Raw genomic sequence first — 22897 nt, 5'->3', positions numbered from 1 at the left:
GCCACGGTGCTGCGGCACAATCTGGCGCGACCTTGCGACGGGGAAGGGCCTCGACATGGCTTATGACGCTTTCATCTCCTACAGCCATGCGGCCGACGGTGCCCTCGCACCGACGTTGCAGCGCGGTCTGCAACGGCTGGCCCGCCCGTGGCACCGGCGGCGGGCGCTGGAGGTGTTCCGCGACCAGACCGGCCTCGGGGTCAGCCCGGCGCTGTGGTCGTCGATCCAGCACGCCCTGGCCGGATCGCAGCACTTCGTCCTGCTGGCCTGCCCGGAGGCGGCGGAGTCCACCTGGGTCAACCAGGAGATCGAGGCCTGGCTGGCCCAGCACCCGGTGGACCGGCTGCTCCCCGTCGTGACGTCCGGGGAATGGGTGTGGGACACCGCCCGAGGCGACTTCGACTGGGAGCGGTCGACGGCCGTACCGCCCGCCCTGCGCGGCGTGTTCCGCGAGGAGCCGCGTCATCTCGACCTGCGCTGGGCCCGCTCGGAGAGCGAGCTCGGCCTGGACCACGGCCGGTTCCGCGAGGCCGTCGCCGAGCTGGCCGCCTCCATGCACGGCATGAGCAAGGAGGACCTGGACAGCGAGGACGTGGCCCGGCACCGCCGGGTGATCCGGCTGCGCCGCGGGGTGCTCGCGGTCATCGGCGTGCTCCTCATGCTGGCCGCGGGCACCGGCGCCGTCGCGGTACGCAACGCGCGTACGGCGGCCGCCGCCGCGGTCGAGGCGTCGCGGCAGCAGCAGCTGGCCGACCGGCATCGCGACTCCGCTTCGGCCTACGCGGCCGAAGCGCGACGCCAGCAGCAGATCGCCGGGGACGAGCAGCGCCGGGCCCAGGAGGCCACCCAGGACGCCGACCGGCAGCTGAGCGAGGCCGAGAAGGCCGCCGCCGAGGCGGACCGGCAGCAGACCCGGGCCGACCGCGCCGCGGTGGAGGCCGGACGCCAGCGGTCCCTCGCCGCCGAGCAGGAGCGCAAGGCGGTGGACGCCGCCGCCGAGGCCGAGCAGCAACGCGAGGCCGCCGATCGGCAGCAGACCCGGGCCGACCGCGCCGCGGTGGAGGCCGGACGCCAGCGGTCGCTCGCCGCCGAGCAGCGGCGCCGGGCGGCCGAGGCCGCCGCCGAGGCGCGGCGGCAGGGGCAGGCGGCCCGCACCCAACAGCGGATCGGCGTCAGCCAGCGTCTGATCAGCCAGGCCGACTCGGTCCGGCAACAGGATCCGCGTACGGCGACCCTGCTCGGTCTCGCGGCGGCGCAGCTGCACCCGGGCGACCGGGCCGAGGCCGGGCTGGCCACCACGCTGGCCGCAACGCGCTACGCGGGGACCTTCGCCGGCCACACGGGATCGCTGACGGCGACGGCGTTCAGCGCCGACCGGCGCCTGCTGGTGACCGGGAGCGCCGACCGCACCGTACGGCTGTGGGGTCTGCCGGACCGCGACACCCCGCAGGGCCTGGCCCGGCTCACCGGCTTCACCGGCACGGTGGAGGGCGTCGCGCTCAGCGCGGACGCCACGATCCTGGCCGCGGGCAGCGCGGACGGGACCGTCCTGCTGTGGGACCTCGGCGACCGCCGGCACCCCCGCCGCTTGGCCCGGCTCACCGAGCACACCGACGCCGTGAACACGGTGGCGCTCAGCGCCGACGGGCGCACGCTGGTCAGCGGCAGCGCCGACGGCTCCGCGCTGGTGTACGACCTGGCCGATCCCGCTCACCCGCTGCGCCGCAGCCGCCTGGCCGAGGACGACGCGCAGATGTCCGACCTGGCCCTGAGCGCCGACGCGCGCACCCTGGTGACCAGCTCGTGGAACGGCACCGTGGTGTGGGACCTGGGCGACCGCGGCAACCCGCGCCGCCTGGGCCTGCTGGCCGAGCTCACGCACGCGACGGCCGACCTGGCGCTCAGCGCGGACGGACGGACGCTCGCGGTCAGCCGGCAGAGCCTTCCCGTCTCGGTCTGGGACCTCAGTGACCGCGGCCAGGCCCGCCGCGTCGCCCAGCTCACCGACGGCACCGGCTGGGTGAACGCGATCGCGCTCAGCGCCGACGGGCACACCCTCGTGTCCAGCTACGTCAACCACGCCGTACTGGGGTGGGACCTGACCCGCCCCGACCGGCCCGAACGGATCGCCCAGCTCACCGACTACTCCGGGCCGGTGAACGCGGTCGCCCTCAGCGCCGACGGACAGACGCTGGCCATGGAGGGCCGCAACCACACCGGGCAGTTGTGGGACCTGTCCGACCGCACCGGCCCGCGGCGCGTCGCCGAGGTCGCCGGCCACGACGACGAGGTGAGCGGAGTCGCCCTCAGCGCCGACGGGCGGACCTTCGTCACGGGAGCGTACGACGGCACCGCGCAGGTGTGGGACCTCTCCCGGCCCGCCGGGCCGCGCCTGCTGGGCCGGCTGGAGGGCCACCTCGACTCGTTGGACGCGGTCGCGCTCAGCGCCGACGGGCGCACCGTCATCACCAGCAGCACCGACGTCGTGCGGCTGTGGGACACCGCCGACCTCTCCGTCGGCCGGCCCGTCGTCTCGATGACCGAGGGCACGAACTCGGTGGCCGCGTCGGCGCTCAGCCGGGACGGCCGGCTGCTCGGGGTGGGCCTCGACGACGGAACGGTGGAGCTCTGGAACGTCGCCGACCACCGCGCACCGCGCCGGCTGGCCCGCTTCGCCGGGGTGGACAGCGGGATGCAGTCGATGGTCCTCAGCGCCGACGGCCGGACACTGGCCGCCGGCAACGGCCTCAATGTCCAGCTGTGGGACCTGAGCAGGCCCGCCGCGCCCCGGAAGGCGGCCCTGCTCAGCGACTCCACCGGCGCCCTCGACGAGCTGGCGCTGAACGCGGACGGGCGGACGTTGGCCACCGCCGGCTCGTACGGGGTCGTGCTGCTGTGGGACACGACCGACCGCCACCGTCCCCGCCAGGTCGCCCAGATCGTCGGCGACTCCGGGTCGTCGGGCGCGGTGACGCTCAGCCCGGACGGTCGTACGCTGATCAACAGCGGTCCGGACGGCGCCATCCTGCTGTGGGACCTGACCGACCGCAGCAACCCCCGCCGCCTGGTCCAGCTCGACGGCAAGGTCGGCTCGACGTCGACGATGGCCTTCGGCGCCGACGGGAACAGCCTGGCCGCCGGTTCGCGCCGCTCCGCCAACGTGTGGGACCTGACGCACCTCAACGATCTCCGCGGGCACGTGATCGAGCGCGCCTGTGCCGTCACCGGGGGCCTGACCCCGGCCGAATGGGCGCGCCACGTGCCCGACGTGCCGTACGAGGAGACCTGTCAGGGCAGGTGAGCGAGGTCCGGCCTCACCGTCGGGGCAGGACCAGCAGGGTGATGGAGTTCGCCGGGTAGGTCGCCTCGATGACGCCCTGCGTGGCGGCCACGTCGTCGCCGCGGACGATCGAGGTCAGGTCGGCCGCGCTGTAGGTGTAGCGCTGCGCCACGTTGCCGCGGTTGAAGCCGGTGATCGACAGCGTCGGGCTCAGGGCTTCGGCGGTCTTGTTGACCACCATCAGGGTCAGCGCCTTGTCCGACGAGCGCTGGGCGGCGTACACCGACAGCTGCCCCTGGTCGCTGCTGGTCGCCGAGACGCTGACGTCGCCGAACCGGCCGCCCGCCCCGTCGTAGTTGCGGTACATCCGGAACGCGAAGGCGCCCGGCTGCGTCGGCTGCGGCTCGCCCCACATGGTGGCCAGATCCAGGCCCTCACGCCCGAAGATGCCCAGGACCTCGGCCTGCGTCAGCGCGCCGTTGATGTGGTCCAGCGCGCCGAAGTTGTACTCGGTGATGGCGGTCCTGGTGCCCGGGTAGTACGCGGCGACCCAGGACTTCATCGTCCGGATGAACTGCAGCGGCGGCGCGTTCACGCCGCTGGGGCCGATCCAGGACTCCTCGACGTAGGTCGGGTCCCACAGCGACCGGGTGGACCGCAGCCGCAGGGCGTTGGCCTCAGCGTCGGTGCCGCCGCCGATCTGCGGGTAGAAGTGCTGGTCGAAGTAGTGCAGGAAGCGCCGGCCGCCGTGGGCGTCGCTGTAGTCCTTCATGTTCTTGAGGTACCACTGCGAGAGGTTGAGCCCGCCGTGCGCGGCGGCGTCGGCGCCGGGCCCGCACCCGTCCACCCCGGAGGAGATCCATTCGCAGTAGCCCCAGCCCGACGGGCCGAGGACGGCCGCGGTCGGGTCGGCCTTCTTGATGGCGGCGGCGGTCGCCGTTCCCTTGGTGCCCAGCTCGTCGTAGGACACCAGCTCGGGGTGCACGTCCCGGTGGGTCGAGGCCCACAGCACCGGCTCGTTGTCGAGCTCGTAGATCTTCACGCCGCCCTGCGCCGCCGGGCCGTACCGGCTCACCAGGTGGGTCACCATCTCGCCGTCGAACGAGGCGTCCACGGGAACGGAGGTGTCGGTGGGGTCGGCCCCGGTGAGGTTCGTGTCGTTGAGCCGCCCGTTGCCGCAGTTGGGATCCCACTGATCGAAGCTGTCCTGCTGCGGGAATCGCGTCGCCGGGAACCCGCAGGCGAACGGGTGCTGCGACGGCGAGTCCTTGGCCACCCAGCCGACCATCGGCACGGCGACGATCTGCTTGGCGCCCCGGGCCCGGTTCGTCTCGACGAACGCCTCCACGGTGTTCTCCGGCCCGGCGACGATGTTCTCGAAGTACCAGTCGCTGCCGGTGTTGTAGGTGTGGTTCTTGAAGTTGTAGCGGCTGCTGGCGTTGCCACCCCAGCGGGCCACCGGCAGGCCGATCTCGGTGGCGAAGGCCGACTCGGCCCCGTTCAGCCCGTAGATGTCCGGGCTGATCCTGTGCCGTGCGGCGGACGCGTCGACCGTCAGCGAGAGCGCGGCGGCGGCCGCCTCGGCCGAGGCCGGGACTCCCTGGATGGCCAGCGCCGTGGCCACCAGCGACAGAGTCATCCCGGCGGCCGTGGCCCGTCGTGGTCCCCGCTGTCGTCGAGAATGCATCACAGGCCCCTCACCGTCGATTACACATTGACGTTCATCGAACAAAGCGTTACCGAATGCGGCGCGGTAGTCAAGCGAAGAACACCCCGATGCCCCCCTTGGTCATCACCGACTTGCAGGGAATGCGGCATCGGCTCGCGTAACACTTTCTCGAGAAGTTTCTCGGCCGGTCGGCGGTTTCAGTAGGCCGGGCGTTGCGCGGCCCTCCCTTCGTCGTCGACCGCCGGCAGGACAGCTACCTCGAGGCGCAGGTCTCGACCGCCTTGCGGCCGGCGCGGTGTCGGAACGGGTGCGGTCCGGTAGCCATCCGCTCCAAGATCATCTTGCGGTGGCCTGGCGTCCTACGGTGATCACTCCTGGTGATGCCGTCGGATGCGGGTTCGCTTCCGGGTAGGCCGCGAGAAGAGGACGCCCCCACATGAACCGCCACCGGAACTTGCGCATTGTCGCCGCCGCGGCCGCTGCCACCCTGACCACTCTGTCCATGTCGGGCGCCGCCATGGCCGCCAGGGGACACAAGCCCAAGCCCGCCGCGCCGGCGGTGCGTGACAGCGACCATGACGGCATGCTCGACTCCTGGGAAAGGGCCAACGGGCTGAACCCCCGCCGGAACGACGCCAAGGCCGACCGTGACCGCGACGGACTGAGCAACCTGCGCGAGTACCGGGTGCGGACCAACCCGCGTCGGGCCGACACCGATCGGGACGGCATGCCCGACGGTTGGGAGGTCACCCAGCGGATCAACCCGTTGCGCGACGACGCCGACACGGATCTCGACGCCGACGAGCTGAGCAACGTGCAGGAGTACGACCTCGGCTACCTCCCCCGCAGCGCTGACAGCGACGGTGACGGCGTCTCCGACGGCGACGAGGACTTCGACGGCGACGGCGTCGACGACCGCGACGAGTTCGACGACGGCGACGACCCGCGAGAGTCCGACAGCGACGGCAACGGCATCCCCGACGGCCGGGACCATGCCGGCACCGTCACCGATTTCGACCCCACCACCGGGGAGTTGACCGTGGCCAGCGCATCCGGTACGACCGTCACGGTCACCGTCACCGACGACACCGAGATCCGCTGGTACCAGCGCTCCGCCGCCTGCACCGACCCCGCCTCGATCACGGACCTCATCACCGGGCAGCAGGTCCACAAACTCGAAGCCGACGAAGACGGCGACGATGAGAATCACGGTGAGGATGAGGATGAGGCTGAGGACGACGCCGTCGATGGTGCTACGGATGTCCTGACTGCCAAGAAGATCAGTCTCGTCTGCGCATGACCACCGGCTTCGCCCGTCGGCGGGCGGCTGGACGAGTTCCCTTGCGAGCCGGCTGAGACCGGCTGTTCACGATGAGACGGACGCCGAACGACAGCTGCCGGCGGCGGCGCCACCGGCTCAGCGGCTCGCGAGGCGGTTCAGCAGCCTGCCGCGGAGTTTGTGCAGCCGCGGCATCAGCCCGTAGATGACGATCGGCACCGCGATGGTGACCAGAACGAAGGTGCGCAGCACGGGGGCGAGCGTGCTGAGCCAGTCGTCGAGGGCGAGGTTCAGCACGATGAGGGTGGGGAAAACGGCCAGCCAGATCATGAGGGCCAGCTGGTGCTTGGTCGGTGGTGGGACTACGGCGGGCCGGGATTGCGACGTCGGGTGGGCCATGGTGACTCCTTGGCGTAGAGGTTCGTGGCTGGGTCAGGGCTGGTGGCGCTGGACGGCTGTGCGGACGTCCTCGTCGACGAGGTCGGCGTTCAGAGCGATGGCAGCCGCGGAGCCGGCGCCGGCGGCGGTGATGACTTGGGCGCGTGGGTCGACGACGTTGCCGGCAGCCCAGACTCCGGCGACGCTGGTGCCGCCCGTGGCGTCCACGGTGACCCAGCCACCGCCATCGACGTCGCAGCCGAGCCCGGTCAGCAGGCGGTTGTTCGGAACGAAGCGAGGCGGTACGAACAACGCGTCGCGGGCCACGACACAACCGTCGTGCAACTGGACGCCGCGCAGCTGGTCGTCGGCGATGACCAGCCGGTCGATGGCGCCCTCGACGATGCCGATGCCGCGGGCGGTCAGCTCGGTCCGCTCGACGGGGGTGAGGGTTCCGGGGCCGGTGAAATAGATAAGATCGTCGGTCCACTGCCGGACGATCTGCGCGTACCGTACCGAGCCCGCCGTGCCACCGATGACGCCGAGCCGGCGATCGCGGACCTCGTGCCCGTGACAGTAGGGGCAGTGGAGCACGTCGCGGGCCCACCGCTCGTTCAGCCCCGGCAGGTCCGGCAACTCGTCCCGCAGGCCGGACGTGATCAGCAGCCGGCGCGCCGAGATCGGCTGTCCGTCGGCGAGGCTGACCGCGAACCCGCCGCGCCCGTCCGACGCCAGGCCGGTCACCGTCCCGTCGAGGATCTCTCCGCCGTAGCGCCGAACCTCTTCCCGACCCTGCCTGAGGAGTTCGCGGGGTGGGAGGCCGTCGCGGGACAGATAGCCGTACATGTGAGTGGCGGGGGCGTTGCGGGGCTTGCCGGCGTCGATCACGGCGATCCGGCGGCGGGCCCGCGACAGGACCAGGGCTGCGGACAACCCGGCGGCCCCGCCCCCGATGATGGCTACGTCGTACTGACTCATGACCATCACGGTGGACCCCGACGGATCGCGCGCCAACGAATGTTGCCGTTTCCGGGAAATCAGAGTGGGATGAGGGCGTGGATGACACGTCAGCGGCCATCACCGGCGTGCTCGATCAGGTCGGGGCCCGGCTCAAGCGGGTCCGTACCCAACGCCGGATCACCCTGGCCGACCTGGCCGACACCACGGGCATCTCGAAGAGCACGCTGTCGCGGCTGGAGAACGGGCAGCGACGGCCCACCCTGGAACTGCTCCTGGCCCTGTCGCAGGCCTACCGGGTGCCGTTGGACGATCTCGTCGGGGCGCCCGAAGTGGGCGACCCGCGGGTCCGGCTCAAGCCCGGCCGGGTCAAGGGCAGGGCGGTCATCCCCCTGACCCGACAGCCGGACGGCCTGCAGGTATGGAAGATCGTCATCCCGACCGGCAAAGTCGAGCCGGAGCCGCGCGGCCATGACGGCCACGAGTGGATCTACGTGCTGTCCGGGCACATGCGCCTTGTCCTGGGAGACCAGGATTGGGTGCTCGGACCGGGAGAGGTCGCCGAGTTCGACACCCGGGTGCCGCACTGGTTCGGCAGCCCGGGCGCCGAACCAGCCGAGATCCTGAGCATCTTCGCGCGGCCAGGTGAACGCATGAACGTCCGAACGCCCGCGCCCCATCACGAGGTGCCGAGCCGGCCGTAGCGACGCCGCAGCCCGGGAGATCCGAGCGCCCTTGGATACCGCGGGCATGAGGCGGCTCTGCCGTCCTTCGCCGACCCCGCGAACGAGCATCTGCAGCATCGGTGGCCGTTCTCTTCGCGATCTTCTACTTCGCGACCCACGGCTCGAGGTCCTGAGGCCGGGGCGGCGGTGATCGCTTCTCAGCCCGTCCGGGTGGCGAAATGCCGCCGTCGATGAAGAGCGTGATGCCGTGAGCCCGTCAGCAGTCTGTCCCCGCGCAGGCCCCAGGTCGGCGCGGAGCCGGTCGCTAGGCCGATCACGCGGCCCGGGACGCGCCCACGTGCCGGAGCCGGTGGTGAGCGACGCCGGCGGCGGTGAGCCGGCCGGCGACCGCCACGGAGGAGTTGTCGACGAAGACGGCCACCTGGTGATCGTCGCCGAGGTGACAGGCCGCGGCGAGCGTGCCGACGTTGATGGCGTCGAGGTCGTCGACGTTCCGCATGTCCAGAACCAGGCGCAGCGGGCGCAGGTGCCGCACCGCGTGGACCAGCGCGTGGCGCAGCTCGACGGCATGGCCGGAGTCGAGCACGCCGTAGGGCCGGATGACCAGAGTGCCGTCGGGAGTGGTGACCATCTCGACCGCCGTGCCGGCCATGATGCTGCCTTTCGTCACCTGTTGTTTCCTGGGCGGTCAGACTAGAACCCGGAAGATCGCAGGTCGAGCGCGCGGCGAAGAATTCATTCACCGGGGCGGCAACCCGTCCGCCGGCGCCCGCAGCTCCGCCACCAGTTCCCGCTCCACCAACAGCGGCACGAAGTCACGGACCTTCGCCCGCGCGTACCTCCGGTAGCCGCTCCGAATCCGTTCGGAGATCGCTTCCGCGGGCACATCGGGGTACCGGGCCTGCATCGATTGCGCCAGATGGGCCTGCGCCATGGCGTCCCGCGCGGTGGCCGTGCTGTCATCGCTCATACCGCCAGCTTGGCCCGTGATCACGCGGCACGCATGGCGCAAATGTCCTCATCACCGCAGGTCCAACGGCCTGCCCGGCCAGGGTCAGCGCGGACGCGGGACGGCGTGGTAGATCGCGTCGTCCCAGGGCATCGGGCGCCCGTTGACGTGCAGACACAGGGCGGTGGACTCATCGCCCTGCAGGCGAGCCGGCGCCACACCGGGCATGAGCACCGCGATGCGGAAACCGTCGACGCGCAGCAGCCATCCGTAGCGACCGCCGCCGTCCAGGCTGCGGTCGCGGACCGGCTCGCCGAGGTCGGCGCCGTAACCGTGCACGCGGGCCTCGAGAGCGAGCTGTTCCCGCAGCGTCGCGACGAACTCACCCATGTTGGCTTCGGCGAGATCCTCGACGCCACCCTCGACCGGGCGGCCCGGGTAGTCGATCACGGGGTGTCCGCGGCGGCATGGTCGGCGACGCCGCCGAGACGGGTCATGACGACGAGTTGGGCCACACCCGCGCGAAGCAGGTCCCATCGATCCGCGGCCATGACTACGGCGAGGACGCCGCAGCGGTGAACGGCGCCGGCGGGCCGAACACTGCGTGGGGTGACCCGATGGGCGCGTCATCGGCCTGCGGCGCGTCGCGGGTCGCGCCGTGCGCGGCCGGTTCGTCGAGGGCGGCCAGGGCGATGCCGAGGGAGACGGCGAGAACTACGACCAGGAAAGTGATCATGGTAGGCGCTCCGATGAACGAGCAGGAGCCCCCAGGCTGCCGTCGACGGGCGTGCAGAACGCCACGCCTCGATGTCCAGCAGATGAATGGATCAACACCGCTCGGTCCGGCCATCCCCCGTTCGCCGGCGGCGCGATCCAGCGGTGCACGGTCCCTAACCATGTTCGAGGCGTCGTTTGAGCGCTGCCAGATTGTGCGGCATCTCCTTGCGGGCTTCGCGGCGTACGACGAGGGGAACGAGCAGCTTGCCGATGCCGCGGCCTTCGAAGTCGACCGCGATCGTCAGCCGCGCCCGGCCGGAAGGCAGGGGCTCGACGGCGACGTCGACGATGGCCCTGATGGGTCCGTCGATGCCGCGCACTCCCCACGAGTGTGGCGGGTTGAGGTGCGCAATGGTGGAGGTGCTGGACCGGTTCGCGCCGCCGATGCGCCGGGCCGTCAGGCATCGCGCGCCTACCGTCGGTTCGCCCGGCTGTTCCATGCGGCCGCTGACGACGCCCGACTGCCATTCGTGGAAGCGGGTCGGGTCGGTGGCGTAGGCGAACACGTCCTCGGCGCTGCGCTCCACTTCGATGCTGATGGTGATCGGCGGCATGCCCGACATGGTAAGCCGCCACGAACGGACTTACCTACCTCTGCCGTCAAGTCGGCGGTGCTTGCCGATCAGCCAGTGTGCTGGCCGGTCGTCGGCGCACGAGGAACGGGATGACGGCCAGCGCGAGGATCCCGCCGCCCAGAGCGAGCGTGGCGTAGTTGGTGACGGTAAGGATCAGGCCGCTGGCGATGCCGCCGCCCGCGCCGGCCAACGCCACGCACAGATCAACGGCGCCCTGCGTCCGGGCGCGGGTGTCCGGCGGCAAGGCGTCGGTGACCATGGCGGTGCCGGAGATCAGGCCGAGGTTCCAGCCCAGGCCCAGCAGCCCGAGGGCCAGGGCGAGGGCGGCGACCGAGGCGGTCGGGGCGCTCGCCGCGACCACCCCGGCGGCGAGCAGCGTCAGCCCGGATGCGACGGCGACGGGTATGCGGCCGAGGCGGTCCACGAGCAGGCCGGTCAGCGGGGACGGCAGGTACATGCCGGCGATGTGCACGGCGATGACCAGGCCGGTCGCTTGCAGGTCATGGCCGTGGGCTCGCATGTGGATCGGGGTCATGGCCATGACGGCGACCATCACCAGCTGGGTGAGGACCATCGTGGTCGCCCCGGCCATGACACCACCGGCGGACGCTGCGCCGGCGACGGTTCGCTGCCCGCCGGCGACGGCCGTGTCCGGCGGCTGGGCGGCAGTGATCCGCAGGGACGTCTGCAGCGGGTCCGGGCGCAGCAGGGCGAACAGGGTCGCACCGGCCAACGCGTAGGCGATCGCGGCGAGGCCGAACGGACCGGCCAAAGCCGGGATACCGACGTGGCGGGCGGCACCGCCGGTAATGGCGACCAGGTTCGGGCCGGCGACCGCGCCGAGGGTGGTGGCGACGAGTACGGAGCTGACGGCGCGGCCCCGGTGCTGCGGGACGGCGAGGTCGGCGCCGGCGTAGCGCGCCTGCAGGTTGGTGGCGGTGCCCGCGCCGTAGACGAGCAGGAACAGCATCAGCAGGGCAACGCTGTCGACGGCGGCGGCGAGCACGACCCCGGCGCCGCCGATCGCGCCGGCGGCGTACCCGGTGGTCAGTCCGGCGCGGCGCCCGAGGCGCTGCGAGAGCCGGCCGACCAAGAGTGCGGCGCCGGCCGATCCGGCGGTGAACAGGGCCACGGGCAGCCCGGAAAGACTACTGGTGCCCAGCATGTCCGCGGCCAGCAGCGTGCCGACGGTGACCCCGGCGGCAAGACCGGCGCCGCTGAACACCTGAGAGGTCATGACGACGCGCAGGGTTCTGCGCTGCAGGGCCGCACGGGCGGCCGGCGGGTCGAGGGAGGTGGTGGCGGCCATGCGGAGAGCGGGTCCTTTCGGCGTGGACAGCGACACGCCCGTGGGTGGGCGCGCCATGGGGCGGTTCGTCAGGGGCGGGGCCGCGTTTCGTACATGCGCGTCCAGGCGAGCAGTCCGGAGGCGGCGGTGAGCGCGGCGACGACCCAGACCGCGGCGCGGATGCCGGCGAAGTCGGCAACGATCCCGGCGAGCAGGGCGCCGACGGCGAAGCCGCCGTCGCGCCACAGTCGGTAGACGCCGACAGCGCGGGCCCGCCAGGCGGGGTGGGCGACGTCGCTGACGGCGGCGAGCAAAGTCGGGTACACCGCGGCGGTGCCCGCACCGAGCAGCACCGCGGCAATGGCCCAGGCGGTGAAGTCGTCCGCGAGCGCGATCAGGGCCAGGGCGGCGGCCTGCAGGAGCATCCCGGCGACGATGAACGGTTTCCGGCCGTACCGGTCAGACGCCGGGCCGGTGGCGAGCTGCCCGAGGCCCCACACCGCCGGATACAGGGCGGCCAGTGCGCCGATCTGGGTCAGTGACAGTCCGGCGGCGGCGAACAGCAGGGGGAACAGTCCCCAGGCCAGGCCGTCGTTGAGGTTGTTGACCATGCCGGCCTGGCTGGCCGACGACAGGGCGGGCTCGCGCCAGCTGGTCAGGGCGGCGACCTGCCGGGTGGACAGGTCCGCGTTCTGCCCGCCGGTGTGGGTGGCGGCCTCGTGGCGGGCATGCCCGCGGGTTTCGTGCACCGAGAACAGCGACAGGCCCAGGCCGAGGACGAGGTAGGCGGCGGTGAGCAGGAACGGCGCCGGGCGTAGTCCGTACTGTGCGGCGAGGGCGCCGGTGGCCATTGCGGTAGCGGCGACGGCGAGGTAGCCGGCGGCTTCGTTGAGGCCCATCGCCAGGCCGCGCCGGTTCGGTCCGGCAAGGTCGATCTTCATGATGACGGTGGTGGACCAGGCCAGGCCCTGGTTGAGGCCGAGCAGCACGTTCGCGGCGATGATCCAGCCCCAGCTCGGGGCCCAGATCAGCATGACCGGGATCGGGATCGCGACGAGCCATCCGGCGAGCAGGACCGGTTTGCGGCCGTAGCGGTCGCACAGGGTGCCCGCGAAGAAGTTCGTGACGGCCTTGGTCGCGCCGAACGCGAGGATGTAGGTCAGGCCGGCGGTGTAGGCGGCGAGGCCGAACTCGCGGTCGGCGAGCAGCGGCAGCACTGTGCGCTCCGAGCCGAGGACCCCGCCCACCAGAGCGTTGACGACGACGAGCAGGGTGAATTGGCCCGCGTTGGCGACCAGGCCCAGCCGAGGTACGGCGGCGGTGCTCATGCGCTCCGCTTCAGTTGGTGGCCGGTGGCGGTTGCCCAGTCATCCGGGCCGCCGACGAGCACCGACACGTCCCGCCGGCCGGTGCGTTCCAGCAGGGTGGCGGCGGTCATCGCGCGTTCGCCGTGCCCGCACATCAGCACCGCCGGGCCGGTCGGGGCGGCGTGTGCCGCGTCAGGAAGGTCACCGAGTTCGAGGTGTATCGCGCCGGGCAGGTGCCCGGCGCCGTATTCGCTGTCCTGGCGGATGTCGAGCACCGGGGCGTCCACCTGATCGGGGCGCACCAGCCGGGTGGTGATGACCTCGCCGGTCCACGCGCTCATCCCGCCGGCGAGTTCACCGGCGATCCGGTCGAAGCCGATGTTCAGTGCCGGCCACAGGACGTCGGCCGGGTCCTGGCCCGGGTTTCGCACGATCACCACCGGGGTGTCGGGGGCGACGAGCCAGCCGAGCCAGGTGGCGAACTGTGCCCGCAGCGGAATCGCGATCGCGCCCGGGATGTGACCGGTGGCCACGTCGGTTACCGGGCGCACGTCCACGACGACCGCGCCGGCAGCGAGCAGTCGCCGCGCTTCGTCGGCCGACAGCGCCGGCACTGCGGGGGCGCCGTCGAGGACGGCGGGCCCGCGCCGGTTCGCCTCCGCGAGCCACCGGAAGTACGCCGGATAGGAACCCAGCGAGGCGACGAGCCGGGTGACGAACGTGTCGGCGTCCGGCGCGGCCAGCAGCGGATTGCTCGCCTTCTGGGCGCCGATGGTGCTGGTCCGCGCCGTGCCGGGCGGCGCGGAACAGAACGACCCCGCACCGTGCGTCGGCCACACCGCGGTGCTGTCCGGAAGCAGCGCAAGGCGGTGCAAGGAGGCGTACTGGGCCCGAGCCAGTTCGCCGGTGCGGTCGTCGCCGAGCAGGTCGGTGCGGGCGGCGGCGCCGACGATCAGCGATCCACCGGTGAACACCCCCACCGGCGCCGCCGCGTCCAGCAGCACGAACGACAGGTGCTCATCGGTGTGCCCCGGGGTGGCGAGGGCGCGCAGCGTGAGACCGCCCAGGTCGACCTCGTCGCCATCGGTCAGCCCGCGGTGATCGAACTCCCGCATGCCGGCGGCCGAGGCCAGGATCTGTGCTCCGTCGGTCGCGGCGAGTTGCACTGCGCCGGAGAGGAAGTCGGCGTGCAGGTGCGTATCGGCGACCCACGCCACCGCCAGGCCCCGCCGGGCCGCTGCGGTACGTAATGCGCGCAGGTCCCGTGGCGGGTCCACCACCAGGGCCCGCCCGTCCCCGACGTCGTACAGGTAGGCGCTGTTACCCAGTCCCTCGTCGACCAGCGGTATCAGCCGCTCATCCTCGCTCGTCATGGCGTCCCTCCGACCCGAGCAGCGTTACCGGCTCCCATCTTCTATACTATTCCACAGAACATTGGAGGATCGTCATGGGTGATCCGATCGCCAAGGCCGAGCTGTTCGACAGCCTGGCCCGCGTCGGCAAGGCATTGGGTAGCGGCAAACGCCTCGAACTACTCGATCTGCTCGCCCAGGGTGAACGCAGCGTCGACGCTCTGGCCCGCGCCGCCCACCTCGGGCTGACCACCTGCTCGGCGCATCTGCAGACGCTGCGGCAGGCCGGCCTCGTCGCGACCCGCCGCGACGGCACGAAGATCCACTACCGGCTCGTCGGGCCCGATGTCGCTGCCCTGTACGCCCTGCTGCGCGACGTCGCCGGCGCCCGCAGCGCCGAGGTGGCCGCCGCGCGCGACGCCTACCTCGGCACCGACAACTCCACCGCCGTGGACCGCGAGGAACTGCGACGCCGCCTCGCCGCAGGCGAAGTCGTCGCGGTGGACGTGCGCCCCACCGAGGAGTACACCGCAGGACACATCCCCGGCGCCGTCTCCATCCCCCTGGACCAACTCGCCGACCGACTCGCCGACCTGCCGGACGGCACCGACGTGGTCGCCTACTGCCGCGGCGCGTACTGCGTACTCGCCCACGACGCCGTCCGGCTCCTGCACACCCACGGCCGCCGCGCCGCCCGACTGGCCGACGGGATGCTCGAATGGCGCCTCGCCGACCTACCCGTCGCCACCGCATGACCGCGCCGGTGGTGCTCGACGCCGGGCAACCCGACCCGGATCTGGCCGACTTCCGAATCCGGCACGTCATTGCCGGAGTCATCACCGCCGCCTCGGACAGCGGGCTCGGCGACCGTCCCCGACCGCCTGAACCCTCGCCCCCCTCGACCGGTTGGAGCACTTCATGACAGCGACACCGAACGAGACGGCCAAAGTCCTGCGCGCCTGGGAAAAGAGCGCACCGAGCTACGACAAGCAGATCGCCTTCTTCGAGAAAGTCTGGTTCGGCGGCGCCCGGCAATGGCTCGGTACCCGCGCCCAGGGCCGCATTTTGGAAGTCGCGATCGGCACCGGCCTCAACCTGCCGCACTACCCGGCCGACGCCACGATCACCGGGATCGAGCTGAGCCCGGCGATGCTGGCCATCGCCGAGCGCCGCGCCGCCGACCTCGGCCGCGACGTCGAACTACACACCGGTGACGCCCAGGCCCTGCCGTTTCCCGACGAGGCGTTCGACACCGTCGTCTGCGCTCTGTCGCTGTGCACCATCCCCGACCCCGCCGCCGCGATCGGCGAAATGAAGCGGGTGCTCGTGCCCGGCGGGCAGCTGCTGCTCGTCGACCACATCGCCAGCACCTGGCCGCCCATCCGTGCCGCGCAGTGGCTCCTCGAGCGACTGACCATCCGCGCCGCCGGCGAGCACTTCACCCGCCGTCAACTGCCGCTCGTCCGCGCGGCCGGGTACGACATCGTGGAGGCCGAGAGGCTCAAGGCCGGCACCGTAGAACGCGTCGCCGCCCGCAAACCGCGCAACGACTGACATCCCGCCGAACGCCGGAGTCGGGTGCTCAGCGTGGCTCGGCCTCATCGACTGGGTGGGCGCCAACCGCGGGATGCCCCGGGGGCCCGGATCGACCGGAGCGTCATCGCCGCGACCGCCATCGCGTCCGCGGCGGACGGGTTCTCGTGCAGGACGGTGGACCGGTAGATCATCAAGCCGGCGACCGTGTCGACCACCAGCGCCGGGTCGGTGCCCGCGCGGAACAGCCCCCCGGCCACACCGGCGCGGACCAGCCGGATGCCGTGTTCGCGTACCGGGTCGATGATCCTGGCCCGGTACGCGGCGGCCAGTTCGGGCTGTTGCATGACTTCCAGGCCGATCAGGGGCAGCGCCCGGGCGAGCGGCGTGCGGGCCATGGATTCCGCCACCACCCGGGTCAGGGTCAGCAGGTCGGCTTCCACGTCACCGGTGTCCGGCAGCGGGCGGGGTCCCAGCGCCGCCTCCATCACGGCCACGATCAGGCCGGTCAACGACGTCCACCGCCGGTAGATCGTCGTCTTGGCCACCCCGGACTCGCGGACGACGTCGTCGATGCGCAGCCCGGCCACGCCACGCTCGTCGAGCAGTCGCCGCGTCGCCGCCAGCACCCGGTCGGTGGCGTCCCGGCTGCGGGGACGTCCCGGACCGGTTTGCGCTGTTGTCACGTAGCTCACCCTATCCGCGCCGGGCCAATACGATACCATCAGTATCGTATTAGAACGCCGGCCCTGAGGAGACGGCAATGACCCCGATGACCAAGGTCGCGCTCGGCCTGTTCGGCGCCTGGGCCGTACACGACCTGGAAGAACTGATGACCATGGGCCGCAGCAGCCGGGAGATCCTGCCCCGGCTGCCCCAGCGCCTGCCCGTGCCGGAGGCGCTGCGCCGCGACGGTGTCTCGCCGCAGCACGCCGGCCTGTCGATCGCCATGATGGGCGCCCTGACCGCCGCGGCCGCCGCCGAGGGCGTCCGCACGCAGGGCCGTTCCGCACTGTTCCGCGGCGGCGTGCTCGCGTTCGGGCTGCACGGCTTCAGCCACCTGATGATGGCCGGGGCCGCACGCCGCTACGTCACCGGCGTGGCCACCGCCCCGACGCTGGTCATCCCGTACTGGGTGTGGGCCCGGCGCCGGCTGGCCCAGCGGGGCATCCCGGCGGCGGACGGCCGCGCCACCGCCGTGGCCCTCGCCGTCGGCCCGGTCCTGGTGGGCATCCACGTGCTGACGTACCGCCTGCTGCGGCGCTGACGCGCACTGTCAGGGGCCGGGGACGATCCGGCGGGTCTCGTAGGCCCACATCGCGATCTCCACGCGGTTGCGGGCGCCGAGCTTGGCCATCAGGCTCGCCAGGTGGGTCTTCACCGTGCTCAGGCTGATGTGCAGGGCATCGGCGATCTCGACGTTGGTCAGTCCCTGGGCGACGGCCAGCAGCACCTCCTCCTCGCGGGCGGTGACCGGGGAGATCGGCTGCGTGGCGGGCCGTCCGGTCGGCACGTCCGCGAACGCCCGCAGCAGGCGCACGGTGACGCTCGGCGCGATCAGCGCCTCGCCGTCGGCGGCCGACCGGACGGCCTGCCCGAGCAACTCCGGCCCGGCGTCCTTGAGCAGGAACCCGCGGGCTCCGGCGCGCAGGGCGCCGTAGACGTACTCGTCCAGGTCGAAGGTCGTGATCACGACCACCGCCAGCGGATCGGCGACGCCCGGACCGGCGATCATCCGGGTGGCTCGCAGCCCGTCGAGCACCGGCATCCGGATGTCGAAGAGGCAGACGTCGGGTCGCAGGTCCCGGGCCAGCCGGACCGCGTCCCGCCCGTCGGCCGCCTCGGCCACCACCTCGACGTCGGGCTGGGCGTTCAGCATGATGCGCAGCCCGGTACGGATGACGGGCTGGTCGTCAGCGACGAGCACGCGGATGGACACCGTTGTTCGCCCTCCCCCGCGGCAGCTCCGCCTCGACCCGCCAGCCCCGGTCGGCATCCGGCCCGGCGCTCAGCTCCCCGCCGAGCAGGGCGGCCCGCTCGCGCAGCCCGGCAAGACCGTACCCGTCGCGGCCGCGGCCGGCCCCCGCGCCGTCGTCGCGCACCGTCACCCGTACCCGCCGGGGTTCCCCGGTGATCCGGACGACGACCTCGGTCGCGTCCGCCGCGTGCCGCATGGCGTTGGTCACCGATTCCTGCACGATGCGGTAGACCGCCGCGTCCACGGCCGGGGACAGCGCTTCCAGGTCGCCGTCGAGGCCCAGGTCGACGCGGAGCCGGACGCCCGGGGCGCGCAGCAGGCGCGCCAGGTCGGCGATGCCGCCCGGCGGCGCCAGCTCGGCGCCGGCGCCGCTGTCCCGCAGGGTCGCGACCATGGCGCGCATCTCCTCCAGCGTGCGCGCGCCCTCCTCCTCGACCCCCTCCAGCGCCTCGACGGCGGCGGCCGGGTCCGCGCCGGCGACCACCCGGCCGGCCTGCGCGCGGATCACCATGGCCGAGACGTGGTGGGCCACCGTGTCGTGCAGTTCCCGGGCGAGCCGCTCGCGCTCGCGGGAACGCACCCGCTCCCACTGCCGCTCACGGGTGGTCACCCAGAGCCGCACCGACGCCCCGATCACCGCGGGCATGAGCAGGAACACCAGGCCCCCGACCGCCTCACCGGCCGGCGGGTCGTCGGTGGCGACCGACACCGCGAAGCCCGCGAGAACCACCACGCCGCCCAGCACGACCTCCCGGCCCGATCCCCACCGGGGCAACGCGTACACCAGCACGAGCACCACCAGGCCGGCGTACAGGCCGACCGGCTCGCCCGGGTCGGCCACCACCGTGACCACCTGGAGCAGGATCGTCGCGCCGAACGCCAGCGCAACCGTCAGCAGCGGGCGGGTCCGGCGCCACAGGGACAGGACGGCCAGCCAGACGCTCAGCACCACCGCCACCGGCCGCCACACCACGTCGTCGCGCAGCACGGCCTCCAGCGCCACCCCGCTCAGGATGGCGCCGAGCAGCGCCCAGTCCCGCCACACCCGGCCGGGGACACCGGGCGGGCGCGGTTCGGTCCACAGGGCCCGCACGTCGTCTCGCAGCACGGTCTCAGCCTAGGGAGCCCACCGCGGCGCACATCGGCCGAAAGAACGGGGCGTTCCTCCGTCCGGGGACGGGCCGATCCGCGGCCCCCGGGCCGATGCCGGCCGGCGCCGCCGTGACGACCCTGGTCCTCGGCGGTCGCACGACGGCGGCCGGCGAGGTGGTTGGAGGACCCCATGCTCACGAAAGCCCTCTCCCGACTGGGCGGCAGCGCCGCCCGCCATCCGTGGCGGGTGATCGCGGCATGGCTGCTCGCCGCCGTGCTGGCGGTCCTCGCCGCCACCGCCTTCGGCGGTCGGACCGCCGACACGATGACCGCTCCCGGGCTGGACTCCCAGCGGGCCGCGGAGCTGATCGAGCGGGCCGGCACCGGCCAGGAGGGGATGACCGCCCAGGTGGTCGTCACCCCCACCGACAGCGCGGCGACGTTCTTCGCCGACGGCCCGGCGCGCACCGCGTTGGCGCGGTTGCGGGACGAGGTGCGCCGGCTGCCGAAGGTGCGGGACACCAGCGACCCGGCGGAGGCGCTCGACCGGGGCCGGGACGCCGCCGTCGGCGCCGGCCTGGTCTCGGCGGACGGACGCATCGCCGTCGTGCGCGTGCAGTATCCCGACCAGAGCCGGCTGTCGGCCGACGACCTCGACGCTCTCGTCGACCTCGGGGACCGGCTGCGCGGCGAGCTGCCGCTGCGCGTCGAGATGGGTGGGGATCTGTTCTTCGCCTTCTCCGGCGCCGGCGGCGGCGCCGGCGAGCTGATCGGTCTGCTCGCCGCGGCCACCATCCTGTTCCTGGCGTTCGGTTCGCTCACCGCCGCCGCGCTGCCGATCGGGATGGCGGTCTTCGGCCTCACCGTCGGCGTCGCCACGATGACGGTGCTCGCGCGGGTGACGGAGATCCCGACGTTCGCGCCGGTGCTCGGCAGCATGGTCGGCCTGGGGGTCGGCATCGACTACGCGCTGTTCGTCCTGGTCCGGCACCGCGAATACCTCGGACTGGGGGTGGAACCCCACGAGGCGGCCGGGCGGGCGGTGGCCACGGCCGGGAGACCCGTCGTCTTCGCCGGCGGCACCGTGGTCGTGTCGATCCTCGGCATGGCCGTCTCGAACGTGCCGTTCATGACGGTGGGCGGGCTCGCGGTCGCCCTGGTCGTCCTGATCATGGTGGTCGCGTCGGTGACGTTGCTGCCGGCCTTCCTCGGCGCCGCCGGCCCGCGCCTGGCCCGGCCCGGGACCCTGGGCCGGCTGCTGCGCCGGGGTCGCTTCGGGCGGCGGCGGGCGGCGGCGGGCGGCGCGTCCGGCTGGCGGCGCTGGATCGGACACGTCAACCGGCACCCGGTGCCGTACGCGGTCGGCGCGGCCGGGCTGCTGCTGGCCGCGACGCTGCCCGTCCTCGGCCTGCGCGTCGGGCTGCCCGACGACGGCTCGCTGCCGGAGAACCGCACCGAGCGCCGGGCGTACGACCTCGTCGCCGACGGGTTCGGCCCGGGCACCAACGGTCCCCTCATCATCGCCGTCGACCTCGCCGGCGATCCGGGATCGGCGGGCCGGGTCGCCGCGGCGGTCGCGGCCGACCCGGGCATCGCCTCGGTCGCGCCGGCGCGCGTCGATCAGGCCACCGGGATCGCGACCCTCGTGGTGTTCCCGACCACCGGCCCGCAGGAGCGGGCCACGGCCGACACCGTCGCCCGGCTGCGCGCCGAGGTGCTGCCCACGGTGGTCGGGCCAGGCCCGGCGAGCGCCCACGTCGGCGGCGCCGCGGCCAGCCTGTCCGATGTGGGTCGCCGGACCAGCGAGCGCCTGCCGTACTTCGTCGCCGCCGTGCTGGCGCTGTCGTTCGTGCTGCTGCTGCTGGCCTTCCGGTCGGTGCTCGTGCCGCTGAAGGCGGTGCTGCTGAACCTGCTGAGCATCGGCGCGGCCTACGGCGTCATGGTCGCGGTGTTCCAGTGGGGCTGGGGTGGTGCCCTGATCGGGCTGGAGGCGACGGTGCCGATCGTGTCGTTCATCCCCATGTTCCTGTTCGCGATCCTGTTCGGTCTGTCGATGGACTACGAGGTGTTCCTGCTGTCGCGGGTGCGGGAGGAATACCTGCGAACCGGCGACAACGGCACGGCGATCGTGTCGGGCATCGCGGGCACCGCCCGGACGATCACCTCGGCTGCCCTGATCATGGTGGCGGTGTTCCTGTCCTTCGCCGTCTCCGACGATCCGTCGACCAAGATGTTCGGGCTCGGCCTGGCCACCGCGATCTTCATCGACGCCACCGTGGTGCGCATGGTGCTGGTGCCGGCGACCATGACGCTGCTGGGCCGGAGCAACTGGTGGCTGCCGGGGTGGCTGGACCGGCTGCTTCCCGGACGCCCGGCCGGCCTCGAGATCCGGCGGCCGCTTGTTGATCACGAGACGCCCGCCGGCGTTCCGTCATGACGGTGGCAGCTACGCGACCGCTCCGGGCGATATTCGTGGTTGAACGGGTTCAACTTGGGGAATGATCCGGCTCAGCCACCTCGTCCGCGCCCGCGGGCCGGGGCTTGCACGCTGAAGCGAAGGATGACGCTCATGACCACTCCCGCGCCCGAAGTGCACGACATCTCCGAGACCGGCAAGGAACTGTGGGACTACCTGACCGGCAAGGAAGCCGCCATCTCCTACACGTTCTCCGACATGGAGGTGCAGGTCCCGCGCCGCACCGGGGACGACTCGCCCCGGGCCACCTGGAAGATCAACGGCACGGTGCAGATCACCACCGCCGACCGTGACACCGCGCGCTGAGCGCACGTCGCAGGTCGTCGGCGACCTGACCGTCACCCTCGACGCCGGTGGCCGTACGGCCACCGCCCGCCTGCACGCCGAGGCGGGCCGCCCGGTGGTCATCACGGTCACCGATCCGTCCGTGCTGTGGCGCGAGGTGGCTCGGCCGGCGCTGCGGGACACCGTACGCCGGCTTGCCGCGCTCACCGCGGTCGACGTCGAGGACACCCGCGGCCGCCGGTTGCTGCGTTCGGTTCCCCGCAGGGGCCGGGCGCGGGCCCGCTGGACCGCGGCCGGCCTGGTCACCCTGGCCGGCGCCGGATGGCTCGCCCTCCGGCGGCACTGACAGGCCTTGGCCGGGCCGCGCGCGGCGCGGTGGAGGCAGTCGGGGCCGGCCGCCGTCGCTGATGCGTCGGCGGCCGGTCGCGGGTCAGGAGGATCAACCGCGGCGGCCCGGCAAAATCCTTTGACGGCGGGGAGGCCGGGCGCGAGGGTTCGGTGATGATGATTCGACGTGAACGCTCCGACGACGGTGACGCGATCCACGCGGTTACGGCGGCGGCGTTCCGCGGGCTCGCCTACAGCGCACCGCCGGCGGAGCCGGGTGGCGATCCGGGCGAGGCGACGCTCGTTTCCTGGCTGCGCGACGATGCCGGTTGGATCCCGGAACTGTCGCTGGTCGCGATCGAGGACGACCAGGTCGTCGGTCACGTTCTCGCGACGCGGGCTCATGTCGGGGCCCGGCCGGTCCTGGGTCTGGGGCCGCTGAGTGTGCTCCCGCGTCGCCAGCGATCCGGGGTGGGTACCGCCCTGATGCACGCTGTTCTCGGCGCGGCCGACGCGCTCGGCGAGCCGCTGGTCGCGCTGCTGGGCAACCCTTCCTTCTACGGCCGGTTCGGCTTCGTTGCGGCGCAGCCGGTGGGGATAGCCGCGCCGGTCGCCGCATGGGGTGATTCCTTCCAGGTCCGGACTCTCAGCCGGTACGACGGCCTGGCCGGCCGTTTCCGGTACGCCCGACCGTTCGACCGGCTCTGAA

At 72.6% G+C, this 22897-nt stretch carries 24 protein-coding genes; 10 read left to right on the top strand and 14 right to left on the bottom strand.

Features of this window, described 5'->3' with window-relative positions; translation table 11 throughout:
- Nucleotides 1–55: 55 nt before the first annotated feature.
- Entirely contained in the window at nt 56–3301 is a 3246-nt protein-coding gene (locus Ani05nite_RS02840; protein ID WP_203764163.1) for a TIR domain-containing protein, read from the top strand.
- 13 nt (nt 3302–3314) lie between these two features.
- On the opposite strand, the gene Ani05nite_RS02835 is transcribed toward Ani05nite_RS02840, so the two are convergent.
- On the bottom strand, nt 3315–4919 hold the full coding sequence (locus Ani05nite_RS02835) for a glycoside hydrolase family 44 protein (RefSeq protein WP_239129148.1): 1605 nt from the start codon (nt 4917–4919) through the stop codon (nt 3315–3317).
- Between the two features lie 613 nt (nt 4920–5532).
- On the opposite strand from Ani05nite_RS02835, the gene Ani05nite_RS02830 reads away from it, so the two are divergent.
- A complete protein-coding gene (locus Ani05nite_RS02830; protein WP_239129146.1) occupies nt 5533–6249 on the top strand; it encodes a hypothetical protein in 717 nt (238 codons plus the stop codon).
- A 117-nt stretch (nt 6250–6366) separates the two neighbouring features.
- Here Ani05nite_RS02830 and Ani05nite_RS02825 read toward each other — a convergent pair whose 3' ends face one another.
- Both Ani05nite_RS02825 and Ani05nite_RS02820 read right to left on the bottom strand, forming a co-directional pair.
- Entirely contained in the window at nt 6367–6627 is a 261-nt protein-coding gene (locus Ani05nite_RS02825; protein ID WP_203764154.1) for a putative antibiotic biosynthesis monooxygenase, read from the bottom strand.
- A 33-nt stretch (nt 6628–6660) separates the two neighbouring features.
- Nucleotides 6661–7584, bottom strand: coding sequence for an NAD(P)/FAD-dependent oxidoreductase (locus tag Ani05nite_RS02820; RefSeq protein ID WP_203764141.1), 924 nt, complete (start codon nt 7582–7584; stop codon nt 6661–6663).
- Nucleotides 7585–7661: 77 nt separating this feature from the next.
- Between Ani05nite_RS02820 and Ani05nite_RS02815 the strand changes: the two genes are divergently transcribed.
- Nucleotides 7662–8267 (top strand): helix-turn-helix domain-containing protein, encoded by a 606-nt coding sequence (locus Ani05nite_RS02815; protein WP_203764138.1) that lies wholly within the window; start codon nt 7662–7664, stop codon nt 8265–8267.
- A 295-nt stretch (nt 8268–8562) separates the two neighbouring features.
- On the opposite strand, the gene Ani05nite_RS02810 is transcribed toward Ani05nite_RS02815, so the two are convergent.
- The 8 genes from Ani05nite_RS02810 to Ani05nite_RS02775 all read right to left on the bottom strand — a co-directional run bounded on the left by Ani05nite_RS02810 (nt 8563) and on the right by Ani05nite_RS02775 (nt 14518).
- A complete protein-coding gene (locus tag Ani05nite_RS02810) occupies nt 8563–8919 on the bottom strand; it encodes an STAS domain-containing protein (RefSeq protein WP_239129145.1) in 357 nt (118 codons plus the stop codon).
- A 69-nt stretch (nt 8920–8988) separates the two neighbouring features.
- Nucleotides 8989–9219, bottom strand: a complete 231-nt coding sequence (locus Ani05nite_RS02805) for a three-helix bundle dimerization domain-containing protein (RefSeq protein WP_203764135.1) — start codon at nt 9217–9219, stop codon at nt 8989–8991.
- Between the two features lie 84 nt (nt 9220–9303).
- Nucleotides 9304–9648, bottom strand: a complete 345-nt coding sequence (locus Ani05nite_RS02800) for a hypothetical protein (protein ID WP_203764131.1) — start codon at nt 9646–9648, stop codon at nt 9304–9306.
- 103 nt (nt 9649–9751) lie between these two features.
- Nucleotides 9752–9934: a hypothetical protein gene (locus Ani05nite_RS02795; RefSeq protein ID WP_203764129.1), complete on the bottom strand. Its 183-nt coding sequence runs from the start codon at nt 9932–9934 to the stop codon at nt 9752–9754.
- Between the two features lie 154 nt (nt 9935–10088).
- Nucleotides 10089–10529: an SRPBCC family protein gene (locus tag Ani05nite_RS02790; protein ID WP_203764126.1), complete on the bottom strand. Its 441-nt coding sequence runs from the start codon at nt 10527–10529 to the stop codon at nt 10089–10091.
- 46 nt (nt 10530–10575) lie between these two features.
- Nucleotides 10576–11859, bottom strand: coding sequence for an MFS transporter (locus Ani05nite_RS02785; RefSeq protein ID WP_203764124.1), 1284 nt, complete (start codon nt 11857–11859; stop codon nt 10576–10578).
- Nucleotides 11860–11927: 68 nt separating this feature from the next.
- Nucleotides 11928–13166 carry an MFS transporter gene (locus Ani05nite_RS02780; protein WP_203764122.1) on the bottom strand — a complete coding sequence of 413 codons (1239 nt, stop codon included), beginning with the start codon at nt 13164–13166 and terminating at the stop codon, nt 11928–11930.
- On the bottom strand, nt 13163–14518 hold the full coding sequence (locus Ani05nite_RS02775) for an MBL fold metallo-hydrolase (RefSeq protein ID WP_203764120.1): 1356 nt from the start codon (nt 14516–14518) through the stop codon (nt 13163–13165). The genes Ani05nite_RS02780 and Ani05nite_RS02775 overlap by 4 nt, the downstream gene beginning before the upstream one ends.
- Nucleotides 14519–14592: 74 nt before the next feature.
- On the opposite strand from Ani05nite_RS02775, the gene Ani05nite_RS02770 reads away from it, so the two are divergent.
- Both Ani05nite_RS02770 and Ani05nite_RS02765 read left to right on the top strand, forming a co-directional pair.
- On the top strand, nt 14593–15252 hold the full coding sequence (locus Ani05nite_RS02770) for an ArsR/SmtB family transcription factor (RefSeq protein WP_239129142.1): 660 nt from the start codon (nt 14593–14595) through the stop codon (nt 15250–15252).
- Nucleotides 15253–15415: 163 nt separating this feature from the next.
- On the top strand, nt 15416–16051 hold the full coding sequence (locus Ani05nite_RS02765) for a class I SAM-dependent methyltransferase (protein WP_203764118.1): 636 nt from the start codon (nt 15416–15418) through the stop codon (nt 16049–16051).
- A gap of 44 nt (nt 16052–16095) precedes the next feature.
- On the opposite strand, the gene Ani05nite_RS02760 is transcribed toward Ani05nite_RS02765, so the two are convergent.
- Nucleotides 16096–16716 (bottom strand): TetR/AcrR family transcriptional regulator, encoded by a 621-nt coding sequence (locus Ani05nite_RS02760; RefSeq protein ID WP_203764116.1) that lies wholly within the window; start codon nt 16714–16716, stop codon nt 16096–16098.
- A 77-nt stretch (nt 16717–16793) separates the two neighbouring features.
- On the opposite strand from Ani05nite_RS02760, the gene Ani05nite_RS02755 reads away from it, so the two are divergent.
- Entirely contained in the window at nt 16794–17297 is a 504-nt protein-coding gene (locus Ani05nite_RS02755) for an HXXEE domain-containing protein (protein ID WP_203764114.1), read from the top strand.
- A gap of 9 nt (nt 17298–17306) precedes the next feature.
- Here the strand turns inward: Ani05nite_RS02755 and Ani05nite_RS02750 are convergent, their stop codons facing one another.
- Together Ani05nite_RS02750 and Ani05nite_RS02745 are read right to left on the bottom strand one after the other, a co-directional pair.
- Nucleotides 17307–17969 carry a response regulator gene (locus Ani05nite_RS02750; RefSeq protein ID WP_203764112.1) on the bottom strand — a complete coding sequence of 221 codons (663 nt, stop codon included), beginning with the start codon at nt 17967–17969 and terminating at the stop codon, nt 17307–17309.
- Nucleotides 17944–19116: a sensor histidine kinase gene (locus tag Ani05nite_RS02745; RefSeq protein WP_203764109.1), complete on the bottom strand. Its 1173-nt coding sequence runs from the start codon at nt 19114–19116 to the stop codon at nt 17944–17946. Before Ani05nite_RS02745 ends, Ani05nite_RS02750 begins: the two co-directional genes overlap by 26 nt.
- 174 nt (nt 19117–19290) lie before the next feature.
- Here Ani05nite_RS02745 and Ani05nite_RS02740 point away from each other — a divergent pair, with 174 nt between their 5' ends.
- From Ani05nite_RS02740 to Ani05nite_RS02725, 4 genes are all read left to right on the top strand, one after another.
- Entirely contained in the window at nt 19291–21537 is a 2247-nt protein-coding gene (locus tag Ani05nite_RS02740; protein ID WP_203764107.1) for an MMPL family transporter, read from the top strand.
- Nucleotides 21538–21669: 132 nt separating this feature from the next.
- Nucleotides 21670–21882, top strand: a complete 213-nt coding sequence (locus Ani05nite_RS02735; RefSeq protein WP_203764105.1) for a hypothetical protein — start codon at nt 21670–21672, stop codon at nt 21880–21882.
- Nucleotides 21866–22207, top strand: a complete 342-nt coding sequence (locus tag Ani05nite_RS02730; protein WP_203764103.1) for a hypothetical protein — start codon at nt 21866–21868, stop codon at nt 22205–22207. The genes Ani05nite_RS02735 and Ani05nite_RS02730 overlap by 17 nt, the downstream gene beginning before the upstream one ends.
- Before the next feature lie 155 nt (nt 22208–22362).
- Complete coding sequence (locus Ani05nite_RS02725; protein ID WP_203764094.1) at nt 22363–22896, top strand: GNAT family N-acetyltransferase; 534 nt, start codon at nt 22363–22365, stop codon at nt 22894–22896.
- Nucleotide 22897 lies beyond the last annotated feature (1 nt).

Origin of the sequence: Actinoplanes nipponensis, from assembly GCF_016862275.1 — a bacterium.
GTDB classification, from domain to species: Bacteria; Actinomycetota; Actinomycetes; order Mycobacteriales; family Micromonosporaceae; genus Actinoplanes; species Actinoplanes nipponensis.
This window is presented reverse-complemented; position numbering and strand designations above follow the sequence as displayed.

What these genes read in the sequence shown, in the direction of transcription:
- Ani05nite_RS02840 (WP_203764163.1), top strand. Translation starts at nt 56, where the DNA reads ATGGCTTATGACGCTTTCATCTCCTACAGCCATGCGGCCGACGGTGCC.
- Ani05nite_RS02835 (WP_239129148.1), bottom strand. Translation starts at nt 4,919, where the DNA reads ATGACTCTGTCGCTGGTGGCCACGGCGCTGGCCATCCAGGGAGTCCCG.
- Ani05nite_RS02830 (WP_239129146.1), top strand. Translation starts at nt 5,533, where the DNA reads ATGCTCGACTCCTGGGAAAGGGCCAACGGGCTGAACCCCCGCCGGAAC.
- Ani05nite_RS02825 (WP_203764154.1), bottom strand. Translation starts at nt 6,627, where the DNA reads ATGGCCCACCCGACGTCGCAATCCCGGCCCGCCGTAGTCCCACCACCG.
- Ani05nite_RS02820 (WP_203764141.1), bottom strand. Translation starts at nt 7,584, where the DNA reads ATGAGTCAGTACGACGTAGCCATCATCGGGGGCGGGGCCGCCGGGTTG.
- Ani05nite_RS02805 (WP_203764135.1), bottom strand. Translation starts at nt 9,219, where the DNA reads ATGAGCGATGACAGCACGGCCACCGCGCGGGACGCCATGGCGCAGGCC.
- Ani05nite_RS02795 (WP_203764129.1), bottom strand. Translation starts at nt 9,934, where the DNA reads ATGATCACTTTCCTGGTCGTAGTTCTCGCCGTCTCCCTCGGCATCGCC.
- Ani05nite_RS02790 (WP_203764126.1), bottom strand. Translation starts at nt 10,529, where the DNA reads ATGCCGCCGATCACCATCAGCATCGAAGTGGAGCGCAGCGCCGAGGAC.
- Ani05nite_RS02785 (WP_203764124.1), bottom strand. Translation starts at nt 11,859, where the DNA reads ATGGCCGCCACCACCTCCCTCGACCCGCCGGCCGCCCGTGCGGCCCTG.
- Ani05nite_RS02780 (WP_203764122.1), bottom strand. Translation starts at nt 13,166, where the DNA reads ATGAGCACCGCCGCCGTACCTCGGCTGGGCCTGGTCGCCAACGCGGGC.
- Ani05nite_RS02775 (WP_203764120.1), bottom strand. Translation starts at nt 14,518, where the DNA reads ATGACGAGCGAGGATGAGCGGCTGATACCGCTGGTCGACGAGGGACTG.
- Ani05nite_RS02770 (WP_239129142.1), top strand. Translation starts at nt 14,593, where the DNA reads ATGGGTGATCCGATCGCCAAGGCCGAGCTGTTCGACAGCCTGGCCCGC.
- Ani05nite_RS02765 (WP_203764118.1), top strand. Translation starts at nt 15,416, where the DNA reads ATGACAGCGACACCGAACGAGACGGCCAAAGTCCTGCGCGCCTGGGAA.
- Ani05nite_RS02755 (WP_203764114.1), top strand. Translation starts at nt 16,794, where the DNA reads ATGACCCCGATGACCAAGGTCGCGCTCGGCCTGTTCGGCGCCTGGGCC.
- Ani05nite_RS02740 (WP_203764107.1), top strand. Translation starts at nt 19,291, where the DNA reads ATGCTCACGAAAGCCCTCTCCCGACTGGGCGGCAGCGCCGCCCGCCAT.
- Ani05nite_RS02735 (WP_203764105.1), top strand. Translation starts at nt 21,670, where the DNA reads ATGACCACTCCCGCGCCCGAAGTGCACGACATCTCCGAGACCGGCAAG.
- Ani05nite_RS02725 (WP_203764094.1), top strand. Translation starts at nt 22,363, where the DNA reads ATGATGATTCGACGTGAACGCTCCGACGACGGTGACGCGATCCACGCG.